Annotated in this window: 18 protein-coding genes; 15 read left to right on the forward strand and 3 right to left on the reverse strand. The window is 73.8% G+C overall.

Annotated elements, in window-relative coordinates; genetic code table 11:
• The 7 genes from IF37_RS0128335 to IF37_RS0128370 all read left to right on the forward strand — a co-directional run.
• Positions 1–2,702 (forward strand): acyltransferase domain-containing protein (locus IF37_RS0128335; protein ID WP_037857208.1); only part of this gene is annotated, 2,702 nt, incomplete at its 5' end.
• 675 nt (positions 2,703–3,377) lie between these two features.
• On the forward strand, positions 3,378–4,181 hold the full coding sequence (locus IF37_RS0128345) for an ABC transporter ATP-binding protein (RefSeq protein WP_030748524.1): 804 nt from the start codon (positions 3,378–3,380) through the stop codon (positions 4,179–4,181).
• Positions 4,181–6,691, forward strand: coding sequence for an FtsX-like permease family protein (locus tag IF37_RS46445; RefSeq protein ID WP_030748527.1), 2,511 nt, complete (start codon positions 4,181–4,183; stop codon positions 6,689–6,691). Before IF37_RS0128345 ends, IF37_RS46445 begins: the two co-directional genes overlap by 1 nt.
• 86 nt (positions 6,692–6,777) lie before the next feature.
• Positions 6,778–8,076 (forward strand): sensor histidine kinase, encoded by a 1,299-nt coding sequence (locus IF37_RS0128355; RefSeq protein ID WP_030748530.1) that lies wholly within the window; start codon positions 6,778–6,780, stop codon positions 8,074–8,076.
• Positions 8,040–8,684, forward strand: a complete 645-nt coding sequence (locus tag IF37_RS0128360) for a response regulator transcription factor (RefSeq protein ID WP_030748533.1) — start codon at positions 8,040–8,042, stop codon at positions 8,682–8,684. Before IF37_RS0128355 ends, IF37_RS0128360 begins: the two co-directional genes overlap by 37 nt.
• A 120-nt stretch (positions 8,685–8,804) precedes the next feature.
• Positions 8,805–9,560, forward strand: a complete 756-nt coding sequence (locus tag IF37_RS0128365) for a thioesterase II family protein (RefSeq protein ID WP_030748536.1) — start codon at positions 8,805–8,807, stop codon at positions 9,558–9,560.
• Complete coding sequence (locus IF37_RS0128370; RefSeq protein ID WP_030748539.1) at positions 9,557–10,447, forward strand: SDR family oxidoreductase; 891 nt, start codon at positions 9,557–9,559, stop codon at positions 10,445–10,447. Before IF37_RS0128365 ends, IF37_RS0128370 begins: the two co-directional genes overlap by 4 nt.
• Before the next feature lie 103 nt (positions 10,448–10,550).
• Here IF37_RS0128370 and IF37_RS0128375 read toward each other — a convergent pair whose 3' ends face one another.
• The 3 genes from IF37_RS0128375 to IF37_RS0128385 form a co-directional block, all read right to left on the reverse strand.
• A complete protein-coding gene (locus tag IF37_RS0128375) occupies positions 10,551–10,742 on the reverse strand; it encodes a ferredoxin (RefSeq protein ID WP_030748542.1) in 192 nt (63 codons plus the stop codon).
• 26 nt (positions 10,743–10,768) lie between these two features.
• Positions 10,769–12,004: a cytochrome P450 gene (locus IF37_RS0128380; protein ID WP_030748544.1), complete on the reverse strand. Its 1,236-nt coding sequence runs from the start codon at positions 12,002–12,004 to the stop codon at positions 10,769–10,771.
• Positions 12,005–12,081: 77 nt separating this feature from the next.
• The gene (locus IF37_RS0128385; protein WP_030748547.1) at positions 12,082–13,314 is read right to left on the reverse strand and encodes a cytochrome P450; all 1,233 of its coding nucleotides are present in this window, start codon (positions 13,312–13,314) and stop codon (positions 12,082–12,084) included.
• Between the two features lie 633 nt (positions 13,315–13,947).
• Between IF37_RS0128385 and IF37_RS0128390 the strand changes: the two genes are divergently transcribed.
• From IF37_RS0128390 to IF37_RS0128425, 8 genes are read left to right on the forward strand one after another with little or no spacing between them, the layout of a single operon-like run.
• A complete protein-coding gene (locus tag IF37_RS0128390; RefSeq protein ID WP_030748550.1) occupies positions 13,948–14,844 on the forward strand; it encodes a proline iminopeptidase-family hydrolase in 897 nt (298 codons plus the stop codon).
• Positions 14,845–14,875: 31 nt separating this feature from the next.
• Positions 14,876–15,811, forward strand: a complete 936-nt coding sequence (locus tag IF37_RS0128395; RefSeq protein ID WP_030748553.1) for an ACP S-malonyltransferase — start codon at positions 14,876–14,878, stop codon at positions 15,809–15,811.
• Between the two features lie 26 nt (positions 15,812–15,837).
• The gene (locus IF37_RS0128400; protein ID WP_030748556.1) at positions 15,838–16,089 is read left to right on the forward strand and encodes a phosphopantetheine-binding protein; all 252 of its coding nucleotides are present in this window, start codon (positions 15,838–15,840) and stop codon (positions 16,087–16,089) included.
• A gap of 25 nt (positions 16,090–16,114) precedes the next feature.
• Positions 16,115–17,677 carry an AMP-binding protein gene (locus tag IF37_RS0128405; protein WP_030748559.1) on the forward strand — a complete coding sequence of 521 codons (1,563 nt, stop codon included), beginning with the start codon at positions 16,115–16,117 and terminating at the stop codon, positions 17,675–17,677.
• Positions 17,674–19,200 carry a class I adenylate-forming enzyme family protein gene (locus IF37_RS0128410; protein ID WP_030748562.1) on the forward strand — a complete coding sequence of 509 codons (1,527 nt, stop codon included), beginning with the start codon at positions 17,674–17,676 and terminating at the stop codon, positions 19,198–19,200. Before IF37_RS0128405 ends, IF37_RS0128410 begins: the two co-directional genes overlap by 4 nt.
• Positions 19,197–20,435 (forward strand): decarboxylase, encoded by a 1,239-nt coding sequence (locus tag IF37_RS0128415; protein ID WP_030748565.1) that lies wholly within the window; start codon positions 19,197–19,199, stop codon positions 20,433–20,435. Before IF37_RS0128410 ends, IF37_RS0128415 begins: the two co-directional genes overlap by 4 nt.
• Complete coding sequence (locus IF37_RS0128420; protein WP_030748568.1) at positions 20,435–20,887, forward strand: cobalamin B12-binding domain-containing protein; 453 nt, start codon at positions 20,435–20,437, stop codon at positions 20,885–20,887. The genes IF37_RS0128415 and IF37_RS0128420 overlap by 1 nt, the downstream gene beginning before the upstream one ends.
• The gene (locus tag IF37_RS0128425; RefSeq protein WP_030748570.1) at positions 20,884–22,164 is read left to right on the forward strand and encodes a methylaspartate mutase; all 1,281 of its coding nucleotides are present in this window, start codon (positions 20,884–20,886) and stop codon (positions 22,162–22,164) included. Before IF37_RS0128420 ends, IF37_RS0128425 begins: the two co-directional genes overlap by 4 nt.
• The last annotated feature ends 61 nt before the right edge of the window (positions 22,165–22,225 follow it).

Here is a 22,225-nt window from a genome sequence, read left to right on the forward strand (position 1 = left end):
GGGTGTTGCCGAGGACGCTGCACGTGGACCGGCCGTCGTCGAAGGTGGACTGGGAGTCGGGGCGGGTGCGGCTGCTGACGGAGGCGCGGGAGTGGCCGGTGGTGGACCGGCCGCGCCGGGCGGGTGTCTCCTCGTTCGGCATCAGCGGCACCAACGCCCATGTCATCCTCGAACAGCCACCGGCCGAGGAACCCACGACCGGCACCGAACCCGACGCCCCGGCGGTCGTCTGGCCCCTGTCCGCCCGCTCCGCGGCGGCCCTCCCCGCACAGGCCGAGCGGTTGCACGCGTTCCTGGCGGACCGGCCCGGCGCGCACCCGGCGGCCGTCGCCCGCGCCCTCGGCACCCGGCGCACCGCCTTCGACCACCGCGCCGCCGTCACCGGCACCGACCGGGACCAACTGCTCGCCGCCCTGCGCGCCCTCGCCACCGAAACACCCGCGTCCACGGCCGTCACCGGCCGGGCACGGACCGGGACCCGGACCGCGTTCCTGTTCACCGGCCAGGGCGCCCAGCGCCCCGGGATGGGCCTCGGGCTGCGCGCCCACTACCCGGTGTTCGCCGACGCCTTCGACGCCGTCGACGCCCGCCTCGGCCTGGACCTGGCCGGGGTGCTGGCGGGCGACGACACCGAGACGGTCCACCGCACCCAGTACGCCCAGACGGCCCTGTTCGCCTACGAAGTGGCCATGTTCCGGCTGCTGGAGTCCTTCGGGGTGCGGCCCGACGTCCTGGCCGGGCACTCCGTCGGCGAGATCGCCGCCGCCCACGTGGCGGGCGTCCTCGACCTGGACGACGCCTGCACCCTGGTCGCCGCCCGCGGCCGGCTCATGCAGGCGCTGCCGGAAGGGGGCGCGATGGTCGCCGTCCAGGCCACCGAGGACGAGGTACGGCCGCTGCTGGACGACCGCGTCGGGCTCGCCGCGGTCAACGGCCCGTCCTCCGTGGTGCTCTCCGGCGAGGAGGAGGCGGTGCTCGCGGTCGCCGCCGGCTTCGCGAAGACCAAGCGGCTCACCGTCTCGCACGCCTTCCACTCGCCCCTGATGGACGGCATGCTCGAGGAGTTCCGGGCCGTGACCGGGAGGCTGGCCTTCCACCCGCCGCGCCTGCCGCTGGTGTCCGCCCTCACCGGCCGCCCCGCCACGGCGGAACAACTGGGCGACCCCGGCCACTGGGTGCGGCACGTCCGGGAGACCGTCCGGTTCGCCGACGCCGTCGCCGCCCTCACCGCCTCGGGCGCCGGCCGCTTCGTGGAACTCGGCCCGGACGCCGTCCTGACCGGCCTCGCCCGCGAGTGCCCGCACACCGACGACGCCCTCTTCGTCGCGCTCGGCCGGCGCCACGGCGACGAACCCGCCACCCTCACGGCCGGCCTGGCCCGCCTCTACACCGACGGCCTCGCCCCCGACTGGACCGCACTCCACCCCGGCACGGCCCGCGCCGACCTGCCCGGCTACGCCTTCCGGCACGAGCGGTACTGGCTGAACGCGGACGTGGCCCTCACCGCCGGCCCGCTCACCGGGCCCGAACCGGCCGCTCCCGCCGACACCGAAGCGCTCGGCCGACGGCTCGCCGGTGCCCCGCCGGCCGAGCAGGAGGCGCTGCTGACCGAGCTGATCCGGGCCCGCACCGCCGCCGTCCTCGGCCACCCGGGACCGGAGGCCGTCGAACCCGACGCGGTCTTCCTGGAGATCGGCCTGGACTCCGTCTCCGCCGCCGAACTCCGCGGCGCCCTCGGCACCGCCCTGGGCACCACACTGCCGCCCGGCGCCGTCTTCGACCACCGCACCCCGGCCGCCCTCGCCGCCGCCCTGCGCGGACACCTGACCGACGGCGGCGGCCCGGCACCGGCCGGCACCGGCGACCTCGAATCGGTCGGCGGGCTGGTACGGCGCGCGGCGGCCGACGGCCGGATGGACCGCGCCGTCGACCTGCTCCGCACCGTCGCCGACATCCTGCCCGGCTTCTCCTCCCCGGCCGAACTGGACACCGTCCCCGACCCGGTACGGCTGGCCGGCGGCGACGCCGGGCCACGACTGGTCTGCCTGCCCTCACCGATGGCGCTCGGCGGCGCACACCAGTACGCCCGGTTCGCCCGGCACTTCCACGGCCGCCGGGACGTCCTGGTGCCCGCGGTGCCCGGCTTCGGCCCCGGCGAGGCGCTGCCGCGCTCCGTGGAGGCGGTGGTGGAGGTGGTCGTCGAGGGCGTCCGCCGGGCCTGCCCGGACGAACGGCCGTACGTGCTCCTCGGCTACTCCTCCGGCGGCCAGTTCGCCCACGCGGCGGCCGAGATCATGGAGAAGGCGGGAAGGCCGGCCGCGGGGGTCGTCCTGCTGGACACCTATCTGCCCGGCGACGAGGGCAAGGACGAGCTGTGGCGGCAGATGTTCGACGGCATGCTGGACCGGGAGTCGTCCCTCGGCGGCTTCGGCACCGCCCGCCTCGCCGCGATGAGCCGCTACAGCGACCTCATCCAGCACTGCCCGCCGGGCGTCCTGACCGCGCCGGTGCTGTTCGTGCGGCCCACGGAGTCCTTCGCCACCGGCGCCGGCACCGCCGACTGGCGGGCGGTCTGGCCGGCGGAACACCGGCCGGCCGACGTGCCCGGCACGCACTTCACACTGCTGGAGGACCACGCGGAGACCACCGCCGGGGCGGTCGAGGAGTGGCTGACGGCGATCGACCGCGCCGGCACTCCGTGAAACGCGGCACGGGCCCGGGGTGACGCGAAAGCGGCCCGGAGCTGACAGGGAACCGGTCCGAGTGGCACGAAAACGGGCCGGAGGTGACACGGCGCGGGCGGCCGAAAAGGCCGCCCGCGCCGCCTTTTCCTTACTCGCCGGCCTCGCGGAAATGCGCCAACCACGCCTGGATATCACATCGGATACTGTCCGGGTCGACACCTAAATGCAGAGCGATTTCATCCGCGGCCAATTCCGGCTGCCAGTCGCTGCGCTGGAGCGCCAGCCACATCGTCGTGCCGCGTGGGCCGCACCGGTGCCGCTTCCCGGTGCGCCGGGAGCACAGCTCCAGATAACCGTCGGGCCGGACTTGCGCGGTCAGCTCGTGGTCAGGCCTCCTGGCCATGAAAACTTCCCATCGTTCGTCGATTCTTCGGTCGGCTTCGACGGTACCCGCAGGAACGCCACAAGACACGGGTGGCAACCGGCCCTTTCGAAGGGCAGCCAGATATGCGGACAAGGTGGGGACACCGCTGCGGAAAGTACCCGGACCACCCACGGAAACCTGTTGCACCGAGGTAGAGAAACCTCTACCTCGAACCGGCCCGACAATGCCAATGTGCCGCGGGTCCGGCGTTCCTAATCTGGTTCACAGACATCGCGTGAGAGCCGCGACATCGCTTAGGGGAGCCCCGAGTGCACACTTCACAGGACCTCCGTCGTACGGAGGCGGTACGGCTGGACGCCGTGTCGAAGACCTACGGCCGAGGAGACAGCCGGGTGGCCGCGCTCCGCGGGCTCACCGTGAGCTTCGCCGACGGCACGTTCACCGCCGTGATGGGCCCGTCCGGCTCGGGCAAGAGCACCTTCCTGCACTGCGCGGCGGGACTGGTCCAGCCCACCTCGGGCACGGTCACCGTCGGCGGCACCGACCTCGCCGGCCTCGACGACACCCGGCTGACCAAGCTGCGCCGCGACCGGATCGGCTTCATCTTCCAGTCGTTCAACCTGCTGCCCGCGCTGACGGTCATGGAGAACATCACGCTGCCCCTGCAACTGGCCGGACAGCGGCCCGACAAGGGCCTGATCCGCACCGTGGTGCAGCGCGTGGGCCTGGCCGAGCGGCTCGGCCACCTGCCGTCCCAGCTCTCCGGCGGCCAGCAGCAGCGCGTCGCCATCGCCCGCGCCCTGGTCACCCGCCCCGCCGTGGTCTTCGCCGACGAGCCCACCGGCGCCCTGGACACCCGCACCGCCGCCTCCGTGCTCGCCCTGCTGCGCGAATCCGTCGACACCGCCCGCCAGACGCTGGTGATGGTCACCCACGACCCGGTCGCCGCCTCCTACGCCGACCGCGTCGTCTTCCTCGCCGACGGCGCCTTCGCCGGCGAACTGCCCCGGCCGACGGCCGACGCGGTCGCCGCCCGGATGACCAGGCTCGGCGCCTGGGAGGACGAGACCCACCGGCAGAGCACGCCGCAGCACTCGGGGGGCCGGTACTGATGTGGCGCCTGGCACTGCGCACCCTGAAGTTCCGCAGGACGAGCTTCGTCGCGACCTTCCTCGCCATGTTCCTCGGCGCCGCGATCGTCATCGGCTGCGGCGGCCTGATGGAGACGGGCGTCCGGATGGCCGCCGACCCGCAACGCCTCGGCGGCGCACCCGTCGTCGTCACCGGCGAACAGACCTACGACTCCGCCGCGCTGACGGAGCGGCACCGCATCGACTCAAGTCTCCTCGGCACGGTGGCCGGGACCGACGGCGTCCGCACGGCCGTCCCCGACGTGTCCTTCCCGGCCACCGTCCTCGCCCACGGCAAGCCGCTGACCGGCAAGTCCGCCTCGTACGGCCACGGCTGGGCCGGCGCCCGGCTCACCCCCTATACCCTCGCCGCCGGTAAAACCCCCGTCGCCGGCGGCGAGGTCGTCCTCGACTCGGGCCTCGCCCGGCGCGCCGGCGCCCGCCCCGGCTCCACGGTCGACATCGTCGTCGGCGGCACCGCCCGGCCGTTCCGGGTCACCGGCGTCGCCGAGCAGCGCGGCGACCACAACCCCGACGCGGCCGTGTTCTTCACGGACGAGGAGGCACGCGCCCTCGCGGGCGGCCGGATCGACTCCATCGCCGTGCTCCCCGAGCCCGGCACGAGCGTCACCGTCGTCGCGGACGCGGTGCGCTCGGCGGTCGGCGACCGCGCCGAGGTGCTCACCGGCGAACGGCGGGGCCTGGCCGAGCTGCCCGGCACCCTCTCCAGCCGGCGCACCGTCGTCATCCTCGCGGCGGTCTTCGGCTCCTCGGTCGTCCTGATCGTCATGTTCGGCGTCGCCTCCACCCTCGGGCTCTCGCTCCAGCAGCGCGTCCGCGAGATGGCCCTGCTGCGCGCCGTCGGCTCCACCCCGCGGCAACTGCGCCGCATGATCCTCACCGAGACGGCCGTCCTGTCGGCCGGCTCCGTGCTCCTCGCCCTGCTGCCCGGCTACGCCATCGGACGGCTGCTGTTCGGCGTGCTGACCGGCAGCGGCGTGGTGTCGTCGGCCATCGTCTACCACGCCGGCTGGATGCCCATGGCCGTCGGGGCGGCCGTCACCGTGCTCGCCGCGGCCGGCGCCACCCGCTTCGCCGGCCGCCGGGCCGCCCGCACCGAACCGGTCGCCGCCCTGGCCGAAACAGCCGCCGGCACCCGCTGGTTCAGCGTGCCCCGGCTGGTGTTCGCCGTGTTCTTCCTGGTCAACGGCATCGGCCTGGCCGTCGCCACCGCCACCGTGATGGAGGACGGACCCACCCTCGCCAGCACCGCCGGCCCCGCCTCCGTGCTGTTCTGCATCGGCCTGGCCCTGCTCGCGCCCGGCATCACCAAGGCCATGGTGGTCCTGCTGAAACCTCTGGTCCGCGCCCTGTCCGGGCTCTCCGGCCGGCTCGCGCTGCGCAACGCCACCACCGCCAACGTCCGCATGGCGGGCGCCGTCGCCCCGATCGTCCTGCTCATCGGCATCGCCACGGGCACCCTGTACATGCAGTCCACCGAGGACCACGTCTCCCGGACCTCCTACGACAGGAACATCCTCGCCGACTACGTCCTGGACTCCACGACCGGCGGATTCGCGCCCGGTGCCGTCGACGAGGCGCGCGCCGTGCCCGGGGTGGCCGCGGCCACCGAGTTCGTCACCGGCCGCGGCTTCGTGGACCGCCCGGACGGCCCGGCCGACGTCGACCTGCGCGGTGTCTCGGCCGACGGTGTACGGCAGAGCCTGGACCTGCCGGTCGTCGCCGGTTCCCTCACCGCGCTGCGCGGCGACACGGTGGCCCTGTCCGAGAAGAAGGCCCGCGCCTACGGGGTCGAGGTCGGCGACCGGCTGCCGATGCACCTCGGCGACGGCACCGCCGTACGCCCCACCGTGGTGGCCCTCTACACCGACAACCCCAAACAGCAGTACCTGACGCTGCCCGCGGCCACCCTCGCCCCGCACACCGACGACCGCCTGCCGCACCAGATCCTGGTCCGCGCGGCCCCCGGCGAGCGCGCCGGAGTCCACGCCCGGCTCGCCGCGCTGGCCGCCCGGCTGCCCGGCACCGAACTGGACGACAGCTCCTCCCTGGCCGGCCGGAACAACCAGATCCAGCAGATCCTGGTGTCCGCCAACTACACCATCGTCGCCATGATCGTCGGGTACGCCGCGATCACCGTCGTCAACACCCTGGTGTCCGTCACCCGCAAACGCAGCGCGGAGTTCGGCCTCCAGCGGCTCACCGGCGCCACCCGCGCCCAGGTGATCGGCATGCTGACCGTCGAAGGCGTGCTGATCGGTGTCGTCGCGGGCGTCCTCGGCACGATCGCCTCCGCGACGACCATCGTCCCCTACAGCCTCGTCAAGAGCGGTTCCTATCTGCCCTCCGGATCCATCGGCATCTACCTCGCCATCGTCGGCGGGTCCCTGCTGCTGGTGTTCGGCGCCACCCTGCTGCCCTCCTGGCGCGGTATGCGCAGCCCCGCCGTGGACACGGTGAAGGCCGCGTGAGCCACCTCCTGACCGGGCCGTCCCCGCTTCCCCCGGGCGGGGGCGGCCCCTCCCCGGCCGGCGGCCGGGAATGGGAGCATGAGGACATGAAGACTGTGCCGGTCACATGGCGCGGCCGGCTCGGCCGCGCCACCCTGGACACCCTGGTCGGCGTGGCCGTCGCCACCGGAGCCCTGCTCTCGGTCGTCCTCTTCGTCACCACCGCCTACTTCGTCGTCATCGCCGTGATCGGCATCGGCTTCCTGGCGTTGCCGTACTGCACCCGCGCCGTGCGCTGGCTGTGCGACCTCAACCGGCGGGCGGCCACGTGGTCCGGGGTCCCGGTGGAGCGGCCCTACCGGCCCGAGCCGGAGGAGATCGAGAAGGACATCGTCGGCTGGATGCGCCGCTGCAAGTGGATCCTCGCCGACCCCGCGACCTGGCGGGACCTGCTGTGGCTGCTGCTCAACTGCGTGGCCGGCCTGGTCGGTTTCGTACCGGCCGCGCTGCTCTACTACGCGGGGGAAGGGCTGTTCCTGGCCTGCGGACTGTGGCGGCCCCTCGCCGACGACGGGCAGGGCCGCTGGTACGCGTCTCTCACCGTCGACAGCTGGCCGGCCGCGCTCGCCGCGGCCCTGCTCGCCCTCGTCGTGCTCACCGGCTGGCTCCTCCTCGCCCCGCCGGTGCTCAAGGGGCACGCCTACTTCGTCCGCTTCCTGCTCGGCCCGACCCGCAGGTCCCAGCTCGCCCTGCGGGTACGGCAGCTCTCCGAGACCCGCTCCGGCGCCCTGGACATCCAGGCCGCCGAACTGCGCCGCATCGAACGCGACCTGCACGACGGCGCCCAGGCCCGGCTGGTCAGCCTGGGGCTCCAACTCGGCGCCGTCGACCGGAAGATGGGGCAGGACCCGGAGGAGGCCCGCCGGATGCTGCGGGCCGCCCGCACCTCGTCCGTGCAGGCCCTGCGCGAACTGCGCGCCCTGGTGCACGGCATCCACCCGCCGGTCCTCGCGGAACGGGGCCTCGCCGACGCCCTGCGCGCCCTCGGCCTGGCCAGCCCGCTCGACGTCACCGTGGTGGCGGACCTGCCCGGCCGGCTGCCCGACCCGGTCGAGTCCGCCGTGTACTTCGCCGTGTCGGAACTGCTCGCCAACGCCCTCAAGCACGCCGACGCGCGGCACGTGGAGGTCGTCGCCTGGCGTGCGGACGACATCCTGCACGCCCGCGTCACCGACGACGGCCGAGGTGGCGCGGACGTGTCGGCCGGGAGCGGTCTGGAGGGCATCCGGCGACGGCTGGCATCCTTTGACGGGGTCCTGGAGATCGACAGTCCTCCGGGCGGTCCGACCGTGATGAAGCTGGAGCTGCCGTGCGCGTTGTCCTCGCCGAAGACCTCTTCCTCCTGAGGCAGGGGATCATCCAACTGCTGGAGGCGTACGACGTCGAGGTGGCCGCGGCCGTCGACAACGGCACGGACCTCGCCGCGGCGATCGCCGAGCACCGGCCCGACGTGGCCATCGTCGACGTACGGCTGCCGCCCACCTTCACCACCGAGGGCCTCCAGGCCGCCCTGCGCGCCCGCCGGGAGCGGCCCGGCCTGCCCATCCTCGTCCTCTCCCAGCACGTCGAGCAGATGTACGCCCGCGAGCTGCTGGCCGACGGCACCGGCGGCATCGGCTACCTCCTCAAGGACAGCGTCCTGGACGACGAGCAGTTCATCGACGCCGTCCGCCGGGTCGCGGCCGGCGGCACGGCCATGGACCCGGCCGTGGTCGCCCAGCTGATGACCAGTCACTCCCGGGACGAACCGCTGGCCGCGCTCACCGCGCGGGAACGGGAGGTGCTGGAGCTGATGGCCGAGGGCTGCTCCAACACCGCGATCGCCCAGCGGCTCACCGTCACCGAGGGCGCCGCCGCCAAGCACATCTCCAACATCTTCACCAAGCTGATGCTGCCTCCGTCCGGCGACAGCAACCGCCGGGTGCTCGCGGTCCTCGCCTACCTCAACGCCTGAACGGCACGGCCCGGTTGGGGCACATAGGGGTGGTGGTCCGGCCGTGGCGCGGGCAAGACTGCTCGGGCCCGCCCGCGCCCGGCGCGGCGCAGCCACCCCCAGGAAGGGAACGCCCGCCCCATGCCCACGCTCGCCGAGCACGACCGCCTCTGGATCCGCCGCTACCATCCCCGTCCGGACGCGACGGCCAGGCTGGTCTGCCTGCCGCACGCGGGCGGGTCCGCGACCTTCTACCACCCGGTCTCGGCGAGCATGCCGGCCTCCGTGGACGTGCTCGCCGTGCAGTACCCGGGCCGCCAGGACCGCCGCGCCGAGCCCTGCGCCGCGACCATCCGGGAACTGGCCGACCACGTCACCGCCGCCCTGCTGCCCTGGACCGACCGGCCCCTGCTCCTCTTCGGGCACAGCATGGGCGCCACCCTCGGCTTCGAGGTCGCCCGCCGGCTCGAACGCGACCACGGCGTCGTCCCGCACGCCCTGTTCGCCTCCGCCCGCCGCGCCCCCTCCTGCCCGCGCGACGAGCGGGTGCACCTGCGCGACGACGACGGACTCATCGCGGAGATGCGGGAGTTGAGCGGCACCGACGCGGCGATCCTGGACGACATCGAACTGATCCGGATGGCCCTGCCCGCGATCCGCGCCGACTACCGCGCCGCGGAGACCTACGTCTACGAGCCGGGACCGAACCTGCGCTGCCCCGTCGTCGGCCTGGTCGGCGACGACGACCCCAAGGTCACCGTGGACGAGGCACGCGCCTGGTCCCGGCACACCGACGCGCCGTTCGAGTTCCACGTGTTCGAGGGCGGTCACTTCTACCTGACGACCCACCGACGGCAGGTGCTCGACCTGCTGGCGCGGAAGGCGGTGCGGTCATGAGGTCGGTCCTCGTCACCGGTTGCAGCAGCGGCATCGGCCTGGAGACGGCACTGGCCTTCGCGCGGCGCGGGGACCGGGTGCACGCCTGCGTACGCGACCCCGCCGGAGCGGGGGAACTGCGCGCCCGCGCCCGCGCCGAGGGCCTCACCCTCGACGTCCCCCGGCTCGACGTCACCGACGACGCCTCCGTCCACGCCGCCGTCACCGCGGTGACCGAGGCCCACGGACCGGTCGACGTCCTGGTCAACAACGCCGGCGTCGACCACACCGGCCCCGTCGAGACCATGCCGCTCGACCGGGCGCGCACCCTGATGGAGACCAACCTCTGGGGCCCGCTGCGCATGGCCCGCGCCGTGCTGCCGGGCATGCGCGCCCGGGGCGGCGGGGTCATCGTCAACGTCTCCTCCCTCGCGGGGCGGACGTACGCCGTGCCGCACGGCGGGTTCTACGCCGCGAGCAAGGCGGCCCTGGGCGCGCTCAGCGAGGCGCTGTACGCGGAGGTCCAGCCGTTCGGCGTCCGCGTGGTGTGCCTGGAGCCGGGCAGCTTCGCCACCGCCATCCGGCGCGAGTCCCGGGCCGGCGCCACCGCCGGGCAGCCGGCCGGGACCGGACCGTACGCCGCGGACCACGCCTGGCTCGCCGGGTTCCTCGCCCGGGTGGCCGAGGGTGCCGCCGACAGCGCCGAGGCGGCAGCGGCGGTCGTCGCCGCCGCCGACGACCCCCGCACCCCGCTGCACACGGTGGTCGGCAAGGACGCGGAGGCGGCGGTGGCGTTCCTCGCGGGCGTCAGCTACGAGCAGTGGCTGCCCCGCTTCCTGGAACAGGCCGAGTCCCTGGCGGGCCCACGCCCCGCCGGCCCCGGCGCCACGGGTGACGGCCGCAGATGAGGAGGGCGGCCGGACCGGCGTGGGGCCGGCCCGGCCACCGGCTTGCCGGGGCGCCGCCGGCGACCCGGTTCACCACGGGGTCGTCCGCACCGCGCCCGGAGGCTCAGCCGTGGACGCGGATGGCACGGGACGGGCACAGGTCGGCGGCCTGGAGGACCTGCGCGCGCAGGCCCTCGGCCGGCTCCTCCCGCACGACCGTGACCAGGCCGTCGTCGTCCTGGTCGAACACCTCGGGGCTGAGCATCGCGCACTGGCCGGAGCCCACGCACCGGTCGGGTTCGGTGGTGACGCGCATGACGGGGGACTCCGTTCGGTCGGCCGTCACCAGGTGACGGGGAGTTCGTAGACGCCGTAGACCATGGCGTCGTCCTTGAAGCGCAGCTCGGCCGGGTCGGCGGCCAGCCGCAGGCCGGGGACGCGGCGCAGCAGCGTGCCGTAGACGGCCTCCAGCTCCACCCGGGCCAGGTTGGCGCCGATGCACTGGTGGATGCCGTAGCCGAACGCCAGGTGGCCGCGGGCCTCCGCGCGGTGGATGTCCAGGGTGCCGGGGTCCGGGAAGACGGACTCGTCGTGGTTGGCGGCGTTGTTCAGGGCGAGGATGCCCTCACCGGCGCGGATGGTGACGCCGCCGACCTCGATGTCCGCCACCGCCACCCGGGCGGTGCCGGAGTCGGAGATGGAGAAGACGCGCAGCAACTCCTCGACGGCGTTGGGAAGGAGGGCCGGGTCGGCGCGCAGCTCGGCCGCCTGGTCCGGGTGCCGCAGCAGGGCCAGCACACCGAGGGCGATCATGTTGGCCGTCGTCTCATGGCCGCCGACCAGCATCAGCCGGGCCATCGTCACCACGTCGGCGTGGTCGGCGACCCGCTCGGTGCCGTTCTTCTCCAGGAAGCGGCTGATGAGGTCGTCGCCCGGCTCGTCCTCCTTGAGGGTGACGAGCTTGTCGAGGTACGTGTCCAGGGCCTGCACGGCGGCCCCGTACTCCTCCGGGCTCAGGTCGTGGTTCATCATCGCCGCCGACCACTCCTCGAACCGGGCGTGGTCCTCGTAGGGCACGCCGAGCAGTTCGCAGATCACCAGCGAGGGCACCGGCAGCGCGAGGGCGGTGACCAGGTCCACCGGGCCGCCCGCCGCCAGCATCGCGTCCACGTGCTCGTCCACGATCTGCTGGATGCGCGGACGCAGTTCCCGCACCCGCCGCGCGGTGAACTCCGGGATGAGCATGCGCCGTTGCGCGGAGTGCTCCGGCGGGTCCATGTTCAGCATCATCAGCCGGACCTGCGCCAGCAGCTCCTCGGGGATGTGGAACTGGTGCGGGTAGCCCGGCAGTTTCAGGTTGGAGCTCACCCGGCTGTCGCCCAGCACCTGCCGGACGTGCTCGTGCCGGGTCACCAGCCAGGCCGGCTTGCCGTTCACCTTCAGGGACGCGCGCGTGACGGGGTCGTCCGCGCGCATCCCGGCGTACTCGCGCGGCTCGCTGAACGGACAGGTGCGCCGCATCGGGAACCGCGGGAGCGGCGCCCCGGCCTCGGGTACGGTGTCGGCGGACTGGGTCATGGCTGCCTTTCGCAGGGGCCCGACGGTGCCGGTGTCGGTGTCGGTGCCGGGACGGGAGGGGTGCGGAGCGTCCGCCGTCACCAGGTGACGGGCAGCTCGTACAGGCCGTAGACGATGGCGTCGTCCTTGAACCGCAGCTTCTCCACCGGGGTGGCCAGGCGCAGCGTCGGGACGCGCCGCAGGAGCGTCGTGTAGACGACGTCCAGCTCCAGCCGTGCCAGGTTCTGGCCGATGCACTGGTGGACGCCGTAGCCGAACGCCAGGTGGCTGCGGGCCTCGCGCCGCACGTCGAGGCGGTCGGGGTCGGGGAAGACCCGCTCGTCGTGGTTGGCCGCGTTGTTCAGCGGCAGGATGCCCTCGCCGGCCCGGATGGTCACCCCGCCCAGTTCGACGTCCTCCAGCGCGACCCGCGCGGTGCCCGCGTCGGAGATGGAGAAGAAGCGCAGCAGCTCCTCCACCGCCTTCGGCATCAGCTCCGGCTCCTCGCGGACGGCGGCCAGCTGCTCGGGGTGCTCCAGCAGGGCCAGCACACCCAGCGCGATCATGTTGGCGGTGGTCTCGTGCCCGGTGACCAGCATCAGCTTGGACATGCTGACGATGTCGGAGTGCTCCACCGCCGGGGCCGACCGGTTGAACTCGATCAGCCGGCTGATCATGTCGTCGCCCGGCTCGCTCTCCTTGGCGGTGACCAGCCCGTCCACGTACCGGTCGAGTTCGTAGTGGGCGCGGCCCCGGTCCTCCTCGCTGATGTCGTGGTTCATGATGGCCCACGCCCACTCCTCGAACCGGCCGTGGTCCTCGTAGGGCACGCCGAGCAGTTCGCAGATCACCAGCGAGGGCACCGGCAGCGCGAGCGCGGTGACCAGGTCGACCGGACCGTCGGCGCCCTTGGCGAGCATCTGGTCGATCTGCTGGTCCACGATCTGCTGCACCCGGCCGCGCAGCTCGCGCATCCGGCGGACGCTGAACTCCGGTGCCAGCATGCGGCGCTGGACCGTGTGGTCCGGCGGGTCCATGGACAGGAAGGTCAGCGGCACCGACTGGAGCGTCTCCTCCGGCACCGGCACCTGGAGGGGATACCCCGGCAGCTTCAGGTTCGCGCTGACCCGCGCGTCGCCCAGCAGCTTCTTGTACAGGTCGTGCCGGGTCACCAGCCAGGCGGGCTTGCCGTTGACCTTCAGCCGCGCCCGGGAGACCGGCTCGGTCTCGCGCAGCGGGGCGTAGGCCGCCGGCGGGCTGAAGGGACAGGCCCGCCGCATGGGGAACTCCGGCAGCGCGGCCTGGTCGGCCGGTTCGGCAGGTGCAGTCATCAGGACCTCTTCGCACGGGAGGGAACGGGACGCGCCGGCATCGGAGCGGGTCCGGGCTCGGCGCCGGTGCGGCGCTGTCGGCCGTCCCTGGCACGCTAGGCAGCCCCGGCCCGGACCCCCAACCCCTAGGCGCCCCTAGGGACTTCGCCCTGTGTCCCACCGGGGCGCGCCCGGCCCCGCCCGCAGTCCCCTCCGATACCACCCCGGGTCCGCCGCGTCCCGCACGCCTGCCCGTCCCGCCTTCCGGCTTCGCGGGGGCGCGCTCCGCCCTGGTGGGCACGTGCTCCGGGTTCGCCGCCGCATTGCCCGTCGTGCCGGCTGCCGGCCTCGGGCGGGCGGCTTCCGGCGGGCGCGCGCCCCGTACCGGCCGCCGCTCCGCACCCCCGTCCGTGCCGTCCACTCGCCTCGCGTGGGGGGCTTTTGGTGGGGCGCGGGGTCTGTGGGGTGCCCCCTGTCGCCCGCGCATCGCCTAGGGGCGGCTAGGGGTCTGGTGGCGGCGCGGGGCCGGTTAGCGTCGGCAGCGGACCACGGCAGATGTGCGGAGCGCCCCGAGCCCCCGCTCTCCGGTCCCGGTCGGCGCCCCTTTCCCTCCCGGCCGCCACCGCGTCCCGCAGCCGAGCAGAGGTGATCAGCGTGTCCCCGGAAGCCAGCGCGAAGGGCACCGTCCCCTTCGGGGAGTACCGGACCTGGTACCGGGTGACCGGTGAGCTCGGCGCGGGACGGCCGGCCGTCGTCGTCGTGCACGGCGGCCCCGGCAGCACCCACGACTACCTGCTGCCGCTCGCCCGGCTCGCCGACGACGGCTGGCCCGTCGTCCACTACGACCAGCTCGGCAACGGCGGCTCGACCCATCTGCCCGGCAAGGGGGCCGAGTTCTGGACGGTCGGCCTCTTCGAGGACGAACTGGCCAACCTCGTCGACCGGTTGGGCATCGCCGACGACTACGTGCTGTTCGGCCAGTCCTGGGGCGGCCCGCTGTGCGCCCGGCACGCCATGGGCGCCCCGCCCGGCCTGCGCGGCCTGGTCGTCGCCAACGCGCCCGCCTCGTACCCGATCTGGCTGAAGGAGATGGCCCGGCTCCGCGCCGAGCTGCCGCCGGACACCGCGGCGGCCCTGCTCCGGCACGAGGCCGCCGGCACGTACGACAGCGAGGAGTACCTGGCCGCGATGCGCGTCTTCTACGACCGGCACGTGTGCCGGGTGACGCCCTGGCCCAAGGACTTCCTCTCCTCCTTCATGGAGATCTACAACGACCCGACCGTCTACTACGCGATGAACGGCCCCAACGAGTTCCATGTCATCGGCACCCTGAAGGACTGGTCGATCGTCGGCGAACTGCACCGCGTCCGCACCCCGACCCTGCTGATCAGCGGCCGCCACGACGAGGCCACCCCGGCCGTCGTCCAGCCCTACCACGACGAGATCCCCGGGGCCCGCTGGGAGATCTTCGAGGACTCCAGCCACCTGCCGCACCTGGAGGAACCGGAGCGGTTCCGCGCGGTGCTGACCGACTTCCTCAAGAGCCTGTGACGCGCGAAGACCGGTGGAAGGGAACCCCGCCATGGCACACGACACCGCTCTCGTCTTCCCCGGCATGGGACCCGTCCCGTTCGCCGAGGTGGGCCGGTTCATGGTGGCCAACCCCGCGGCCCGGGAGCTGGTCGCCGTCGCCGACGAGGCGCTCGGCTACTCCCTCGTGGACGCCTTCCGCACCTCCCCGGGCGACTACTCGGAGGCCGCCCAGGTCGCCTTCCTCGTCAACTGCCTGGCCTGCGCCCACTGGGCCCGCGACCACCTCGGCGTGGAGCCCGGCATCGTCGCCGGCCCCAGCTTCGGCGAGAAGGCGGTCCTCGCCTACACCGGCGCCCTCCCGCTGCCCGACGCGATCCGGCTGACCGCGGAGATCGCCCGCTGTCTGGAGGAGTACTTCGCCGAGGAGCACCGGGACATCGTCACCCTGTCCTTCGTCCGCGCCCCCCGCGACGGCCTCGACGCCCTCCTCGCCGAACTCGACGAGGCGGGGGAGTGGCACGAGATCTCCTGCCACATCGACGACGGCTTCCTCATGGTGTCCCTCCCCGAGCACCGCGTCCCCTGGATGGAGCGGCGGCTGCGCGCCATCGGCAGCCTCCCGCTGTACACCATGCGGCCGCCCATGCACGCCTCCGCCTTCCGCCCGCTGCGCGACAAGGCCGAACGCGAGGTGGTGTCCCGCTACTCCTTCGCCGACCCCGCGACTCCCGTCGTCGCCGACCAGGACGGCCGGCTGCTGCACACCGGCGAGGAACTGCGCACCATGCTGCTCGACGGCTTCGACCACCCGATGAACTGGCCGAGCGTCACCACCGCCCTGGAGGAGGCCGGCGTCCGCCGCCTGTGCGTCGCCGGACCCGACAACCTCTTCGGCCGGGTGCCCCGCACCACCCGCACCTTCGACGTCGTCGCCGCGCAGCCGCGGCTGGCGATGACCCCCCGGCGCCGTTCGCGCGCCGCCTGACCCCGCCCGACTCGATGGAGGCCCCCATGTGGGACGACCGGTTCGAACAGATACTCCGCCCCTTCCTGCCGTTCCTGCCGCCGCAGGAGGAGCTGACGCCGGAGTCCGACCTGAAGGACCTCGGCCTGGACTCCCTCGGCACGGTCCAGCTCCTCGGCACGCTGGAGGAGGACTACCGGGTCCGCTTCCGCGACAGCGCGCTGACCATGGACACCTTCCGCACCGCCGGCGTGCTGTGGGACACCGTGCGGGGCATGCTCCAGAGCACCGCGAGCTGACGGGACGGCCACCGTGGACCCCACCATGGACGGCACGCTGTCCGGCCGGTTCGCGCGCGGCCTGGCCCTCGCCCCGGACCGGCCCGCGCTGCGCGCCGACGGCGTCGACCTCACCTACCGCGCCCTGCACGAACAGGCCCTGCTGCGGGCCGGCTCGCTGCTCGCCGGACTCCCCGAGCCGCCGCCCGCCGTGGGGGTCATGGCCGGCAAGGGGCCCACGGCGTACGCCACCCTGCTGGCCGGGCTGTACAGCGGCGTCACCGTCGTACCGCTCCAGCCCGCCTTCCCCGCCGCCCGCACCCGGCAGATGATCGAGGCCGCCGGGGTCGGGGCGCTGCTCGCCGACGACGACGCCCTGCCCGCCCTGACCGCCCTGCACGCGGCCGGGGTCACCCTGCCGACGCTGTACGCCCCCGGCGGGCAGCCGATGCCGGCGCTCGCCCTCGACCCGGACAGCGCCCTCAAGGCCGCCATGCCCGCCCGGCCCTCCGACACCGCCTACGTGCTGTTCACCTCCGGCTCCACCGGACGGCCCAAGGGCGTGCCCGTCACCCACGCCAACACCGCGCACTACTTCCGGCTGCTGGACGAGCGCTACGACTTCGGTCCGCACGACGTCTTCTCGCAGACCTTCGACCTCAACTTCGACTGCGCGATGTTCGACCTGTTCTGCGCCTGGGGCGCCGGCGCCGCCGTCGTCCCCGTGCCGCCGCGGGCCTACGCGCGCCTGCCGGAGTTCCTGGCCGAACAGGGCACGACCGTGTGGTTCTCCACGCCCAGCGCGATCACCCTGGTGCGCCGCACCGGCGGGCTCGTGCCGGGCGCACTGCCGTCGCTGCGCTGGAGCTTCTTCGCGGGGGAGGCGCTCAGCTGCAAGGACGCCGAGGACTGGGCCGCCGCGGCGCCGGGCGCCGCGCTGGAGAACCTGTACGGACCGACCGAGCTGACCATCACCATCACCACGCACCGCTGGACACCGGGCCGGTACCTGAACGACATGGTGCCCATCGGCGCCGTCCACCCCGGCCACGAGACGCTGCTGCTGGACGCCGACGGCACGCCCACCGCCGGGGACGAGGGCGAACTGTGCGTCGCCGGGCCCCAGCTGACCCCCGGCTACCTCGACCCGGCCGACGACACCGGACGGTTCCTGGTCCACGCCGGACACCGCTTCTACCGCACCGGCGACCGCGTCCGGCGCGCCGGCGACGGCGGCTGGCTCTACCTCGGACGCCAGGACGCCCAGGTCCAGGTGCACGGCATCCGGATGGAACTGGCCGAGGTGGACGCCGCCGCCCGCACCTGCCCGGGCGTCGAGGACGCCGTGACCGTGGCGGTGCCGGTGGACGGCACCGTGGAACTCGCCGTCTTCCACACCGGCGTGCCCGTGCCACCCGCCAGGCTCGCCCGCCATCTGCGGGAGCTGCTGCCGGCCGCGGTCGTCCCGCGCGCCTACCACCACCTGGACGCGCTCCCGCTCAACGCCAACCGCAAGACCGATCGCAGGAAGCTCGCCTCCCGGGCCACGGCCATGCGGCAGTACGCCGGGGCCGGGGGCACACACGAAAGGCGGCAGGAGTCGCAGTGAACGGTCAACCGACAGTGCCGGCCCGGACCGACGCCCGGGTGCACGACCTGCTGGACGAGGCCACGGCCGAACGCCCCGACGCCCCGGCGGTCACCGACGGCACGGGCCGCTGGACGTACCGGGAACTCGCCGCCCACAGCCACGCCGTCGACGCCTGGCTCCGGGCGCGCGGCATCGGCCACGGCGACCGGGTCCTCGTCCAGCTGCCCAGCACCCGGGAACTGGTCGCGCTGCTGTACGGCACCGCGCGCCGGGGCGCCGTCCTGGTCCCCGTCAACACCGGCATGAAGGACTACCACCTGCGGGCGGTCATGGAGAACGCCGAGCCGTCACTGGTCGTCGTCACCGACCCCGCCGTGCGGCGGATCGCCGCCCTCGCCGGCGACGTCCCCGTCCTCGGACTCGGCGAGGCGTGGCGGGAGATCGGTGCCCCGGCCGGCCGGCGGGCATCCGCCGACGCGGCCCCGGTCGGCCCCGACGACATCGCCGTCCTCGTCTACACCTCCGGTTCCACCGCCGCACCCAAGGCGGTGGTCTGCCCGCACGGCCGGATGGTCTTCGCCACCGAGGCCATCAACCTGGAACTCGGCTACCGCCCCGACGACGTGGTGTTCTGCCGCTTCCCGATCTCCTGGGACTACGGCCTGTACAAGGTGCTGCTCACCGCCGCCGGCCGCAGCGAGATCGTGCTCGCCGACGGCGAGTCCGACCTGGTGCTGCTGCGCCGCATCCGGGAGACCGGCGCCACCGTCGTCCCCATCGTGCCGTCCCTGGCCACCATGATCTGCGCCCTCGCCGAACGCGAGCCGAGCCGGGAGTCCCGGGTGCGCATGTTCACCAACACCGGGGCCGCGCTGCCCAAGCCGACCGCCGACGGGCTGCGCACGGCCTTCCCCGGCGCCGAGGTGGTCATCCAGTTCGGACAGACCGAGTGCAAGCGCGTCTCGGTGCTGCCGCCCGCCTTCCAGGACGCCAAACCGGACTCGGTGGGCCGCCCGCTGCCCGGCACCCGCGCCTTCGTCGTGGACGACGCGGGCAACGCGCTGCCGCCCTGGGAGACCGGCGAGATCGTGGTCGAGGGACCGCACGTCATGCCCGGCTACTGGCGCGCGCCGGAACAGACCGCCCGCGCCTTCCGCCCCGCCCCCGACGGCGGACTGCGCCTGCACACCGGCGACTTCGGCCATGTGGACGAGGACGGCTTCCTGTACTACGAGGGCCGCCGCGACGACATGTTCAAGCACAAGGGCGTGCGCATGAGCACCACCGAGATCGAGGCCGCCGCCACCGACGTGCCCGGCGTCCGCGCCGCCGCCGTCCTGCCGCCCGCCGACGGCCGCGCCCTCGCGGTCTTCGCCGAGGGCGACATCGACCCGCATGCCCTGCTGAAGGAACTGTCCCTGCGGCTGGAGCCCGCCAAGGTGCCCGGCGTGAGCCGCGTCGTGGCCGAGCTGCCGCTGACCGCGCACGGCAAGCACGACCGCAAGCAGCTCGCCCGCCTCCTGGAAGGAACCACCCCGTGACCGGCCCGACCCGGCTCGCCGAGCGCTTCGGCACCCCGTCCTACCTCTACGACCTGGACCGGGTGGCGGCGGCCCGCGACGACCTGTTCGCCACGCTGCCCGACGGGATCGAGGTGTTCTACGCCGCCAAGGCCAACCCGCACCCCGAGCTGCTGCGCGAGCTGCGCTCCGGCGGCGCCCGCGGCTGCCGCGCCGAGATCAGCTCGGTCGGCGAACTCTACGCCGTCCTCCAGGCCGGCTTCCCCGGCGCGGAGATCCTCTACACCGGACCCGGCAAGACCACCGAGGAGCTGACCGAGGCGCTGACCCGCGGCGTCCGGCTGTTCTCCACCGAGTCACCCGGCGACCTGGCCCGCGTCGGCGAGGCGGCCCGCGCGCTGGGCCTGACCGCCGACTGCCTGCTCCGCGTCAACAACGCCACCGGCGCCGCCGCCACCAGCATCCGTATGACCGGCGTGCCCTCCCAGTTCGGCTTCGACAGCGAGACCCTGCCCGGCCTCGCCGCCGAGCTGCGCGAGGTCCCCGGCACCCGGATCGCCGGACTGCACTTCTTCCCGCTGAGCAACGCCAAGGACGAGGCGAGCCTCATCGCCGAGTTCCGGCACACCATCGCCACCGCCGCCGCCCTCCAGCAGGCCCTCGGCGTCACGTTCCGCCTCGTCGACATCGGCGGCGGGTTCGCCGCCCCCTACGCCGTGCAGGGCGAGCGGCCCGTCTACGACGAGCTGCGCGACGCCCTCGCCGGAACGCTGGACGAGCACTTCCCCGGCTGGCGCTCCGGCGCCCCGCGCATCGCCTGCGAGTCCGGCCGCTACCTGGTCGCCGACAGCGGCACCCTGCTCACCTCCGTGGTCAACGTCAAGGACAGCCGCGACACCCGCTACCTCGTGCTCGACGCCGGCATCAACACCTTCGGCGGCATGTCCGGGCTCGGCCGCATCCTGCCCGTCTCCGTCGAGCCGCACGAGTCCCTGGGCGCCGACGGCACCCCCGCCCACCTCGCCGGACCGCTGTGCACCCCGGGCGACCTGCTCGGTCGCGGCGTCCCGCTGCCCGGGCTGGCACCGGGCGCCCTGCTCACCGTCCCCAACGCCGGCGCCTACGGCCCCACGGCCAGCCTGCTGATGTTCCTCGGCAGGCCCGCCCCCGCCGAGATCGTCGTACGCGGCGACGACCTCGTCTCCGTCTCCCGCATCGAGCACATCCGCACCTACGAACACGGACAGGCCCTGTGATGAGCCCCTTCCCGAGCACCCCCGCCCCCGGTGGCCGGCCCGTCCTCGTGGCCGGCGGCATCTCCGACTCCCACACCTGGAACCTGGTCTACCTCCAGCTCCTCCTGGAGGAGCACGGGCACCGCGTGGTCAACCTCGGCCCGTGCGTCCCCGAGGACCTCCTCATCGCCGAGGCCGTCGCCCACCGTCCCGCCCTCATCGTGGTCAGCAGCGTCAACGGCCACGGCTACCACGACGGCATGCGCACCGTCACCCGGCTGCGCGAACACCCCGCACTCGCCGCGGTGCCCGCCGTCATCGGCGGCAAGCTCGGCATCGCCGGACCCTGCGGCGACACGGAGACGGCCGCGCTGCGCGCCGCCGGCTTCGACGCGGTGTTCGACGACAGCGCCGAGGGCGTCGCCGCGTTCCGGCGGCTGCTCGACGCGCTGCCGCAGCGGGCCCTGGTGTGACCGGCGTCGGGTTCGGCGCGTTCGTGCGCCGGGCTCACGACGCCGGCCGGCTCGTGGTCCAGCCCCGGATGGGGATGAGCAGCCCGGAGCGGATGCGGGCCGGGCTGCTCGCCACCCGCGACGCCCGGGCGACCACCGTCGGCACCATCACCCTGGACAGCTACACCCGGGTCGGCGACCTGGAGTCGGCCAAGCTGGCCGTCCTGGAGGGGGTGGCCCTCAACGGCTACCCGATCGTCAGCCACGCGCCGGCCACCACGCTGGACGTGCTCGACGGCATCCACGGGCCCGGCTTCCCGGTCCAGGTCCGGCACGGCTCGGCCGCTCCGCTGGACATCTTCCGGGCGCTGACCGCCGTCGGGCTCGACGCCTCCGAAGGCGGGCCGGTCTCCTACTGCCTGCCCTACGGCCGGGTCCCGCTGCGCGCGTCCGTCGCCCACTGGACCGCCTCCTGCGAACTCCTCGCCGGGCTGCGCGGCCCCAATGCCGAACCGCACCTGGAGACCTTCGGCGGCTGCGTCCTCGGCCAGCTCTGCCCGCCCGGCCTGCTCGTCGCCGTCAGCGTGCTGGAGGCGCTCTTCTTCCACCGGCACGGCATCCGCAGCATTTCGGTGAGTTACGCCCAGCAGACCCACCCGCGCCAGGACGCCGAAGCGGTCGCCGCGTTGCGCGCCCTGTGCGCGCGGTTCCTGCCGGACACCGAATGGCACGTCGTCGTCTACGCCTACATGGGGCTGTATCCGGAAACGGAGGAAGGCGCCTACCGGTTGCTCGGGAAAGCGGCCGAACTCGCCGTCTCCAGCGGCTCCGAACGGCTCATCGTGAAAACCGTCGCGGAATCCCGCCGCATTCCGACCGTGGCGGAGAACGTCGCCGCCCTCGAACACGCGGCGGCGGTCGCCGAGCGGACCGCCCGCACCCCGCTGGACGCCACCGGCACCCAGACCTACGCCGAGGCGTCGGCGCTGGTCGAAGCGGTGCTGGAGCTGGACGACGACCTCGGCGCGGCCCTGCTGACCGCGTTCGCCGAGGGCCTTCTGGACGTCCCCTACTGTCTGCATCCGGACAATGCCGGATCCAGCCGGAGTTACATCGCCGCGGACGGCCGGCTGGCCTGGGCCGACATCGGGAAGATGCCGCTGAACGGCATCGCCGACGTGACCCCGGCCCGCTCCGTCACCAGCGCGGAACTGCTCGAATCCCTGTCCTTCGTGCGCCGTTCCCACGACCGGCCACCTCCCGGGGACACGCGGCCCAGTGAATCCGCGCACCCCTAGGGGTCCTTAAGGGTGTGGCCTTTCGAAGGCCGTCACTACGGTGTGGAAAAAAGGTGAGGAA

It is taken from the genome of Streptomyces sp. NRRL S-31 (genome assembly GCF_000718775.1).
Lineage (GTDB): Bacteria > Actinomycetota > Actinomycetes > Streptomycetales > Streptomycetaceae > Streptomyces.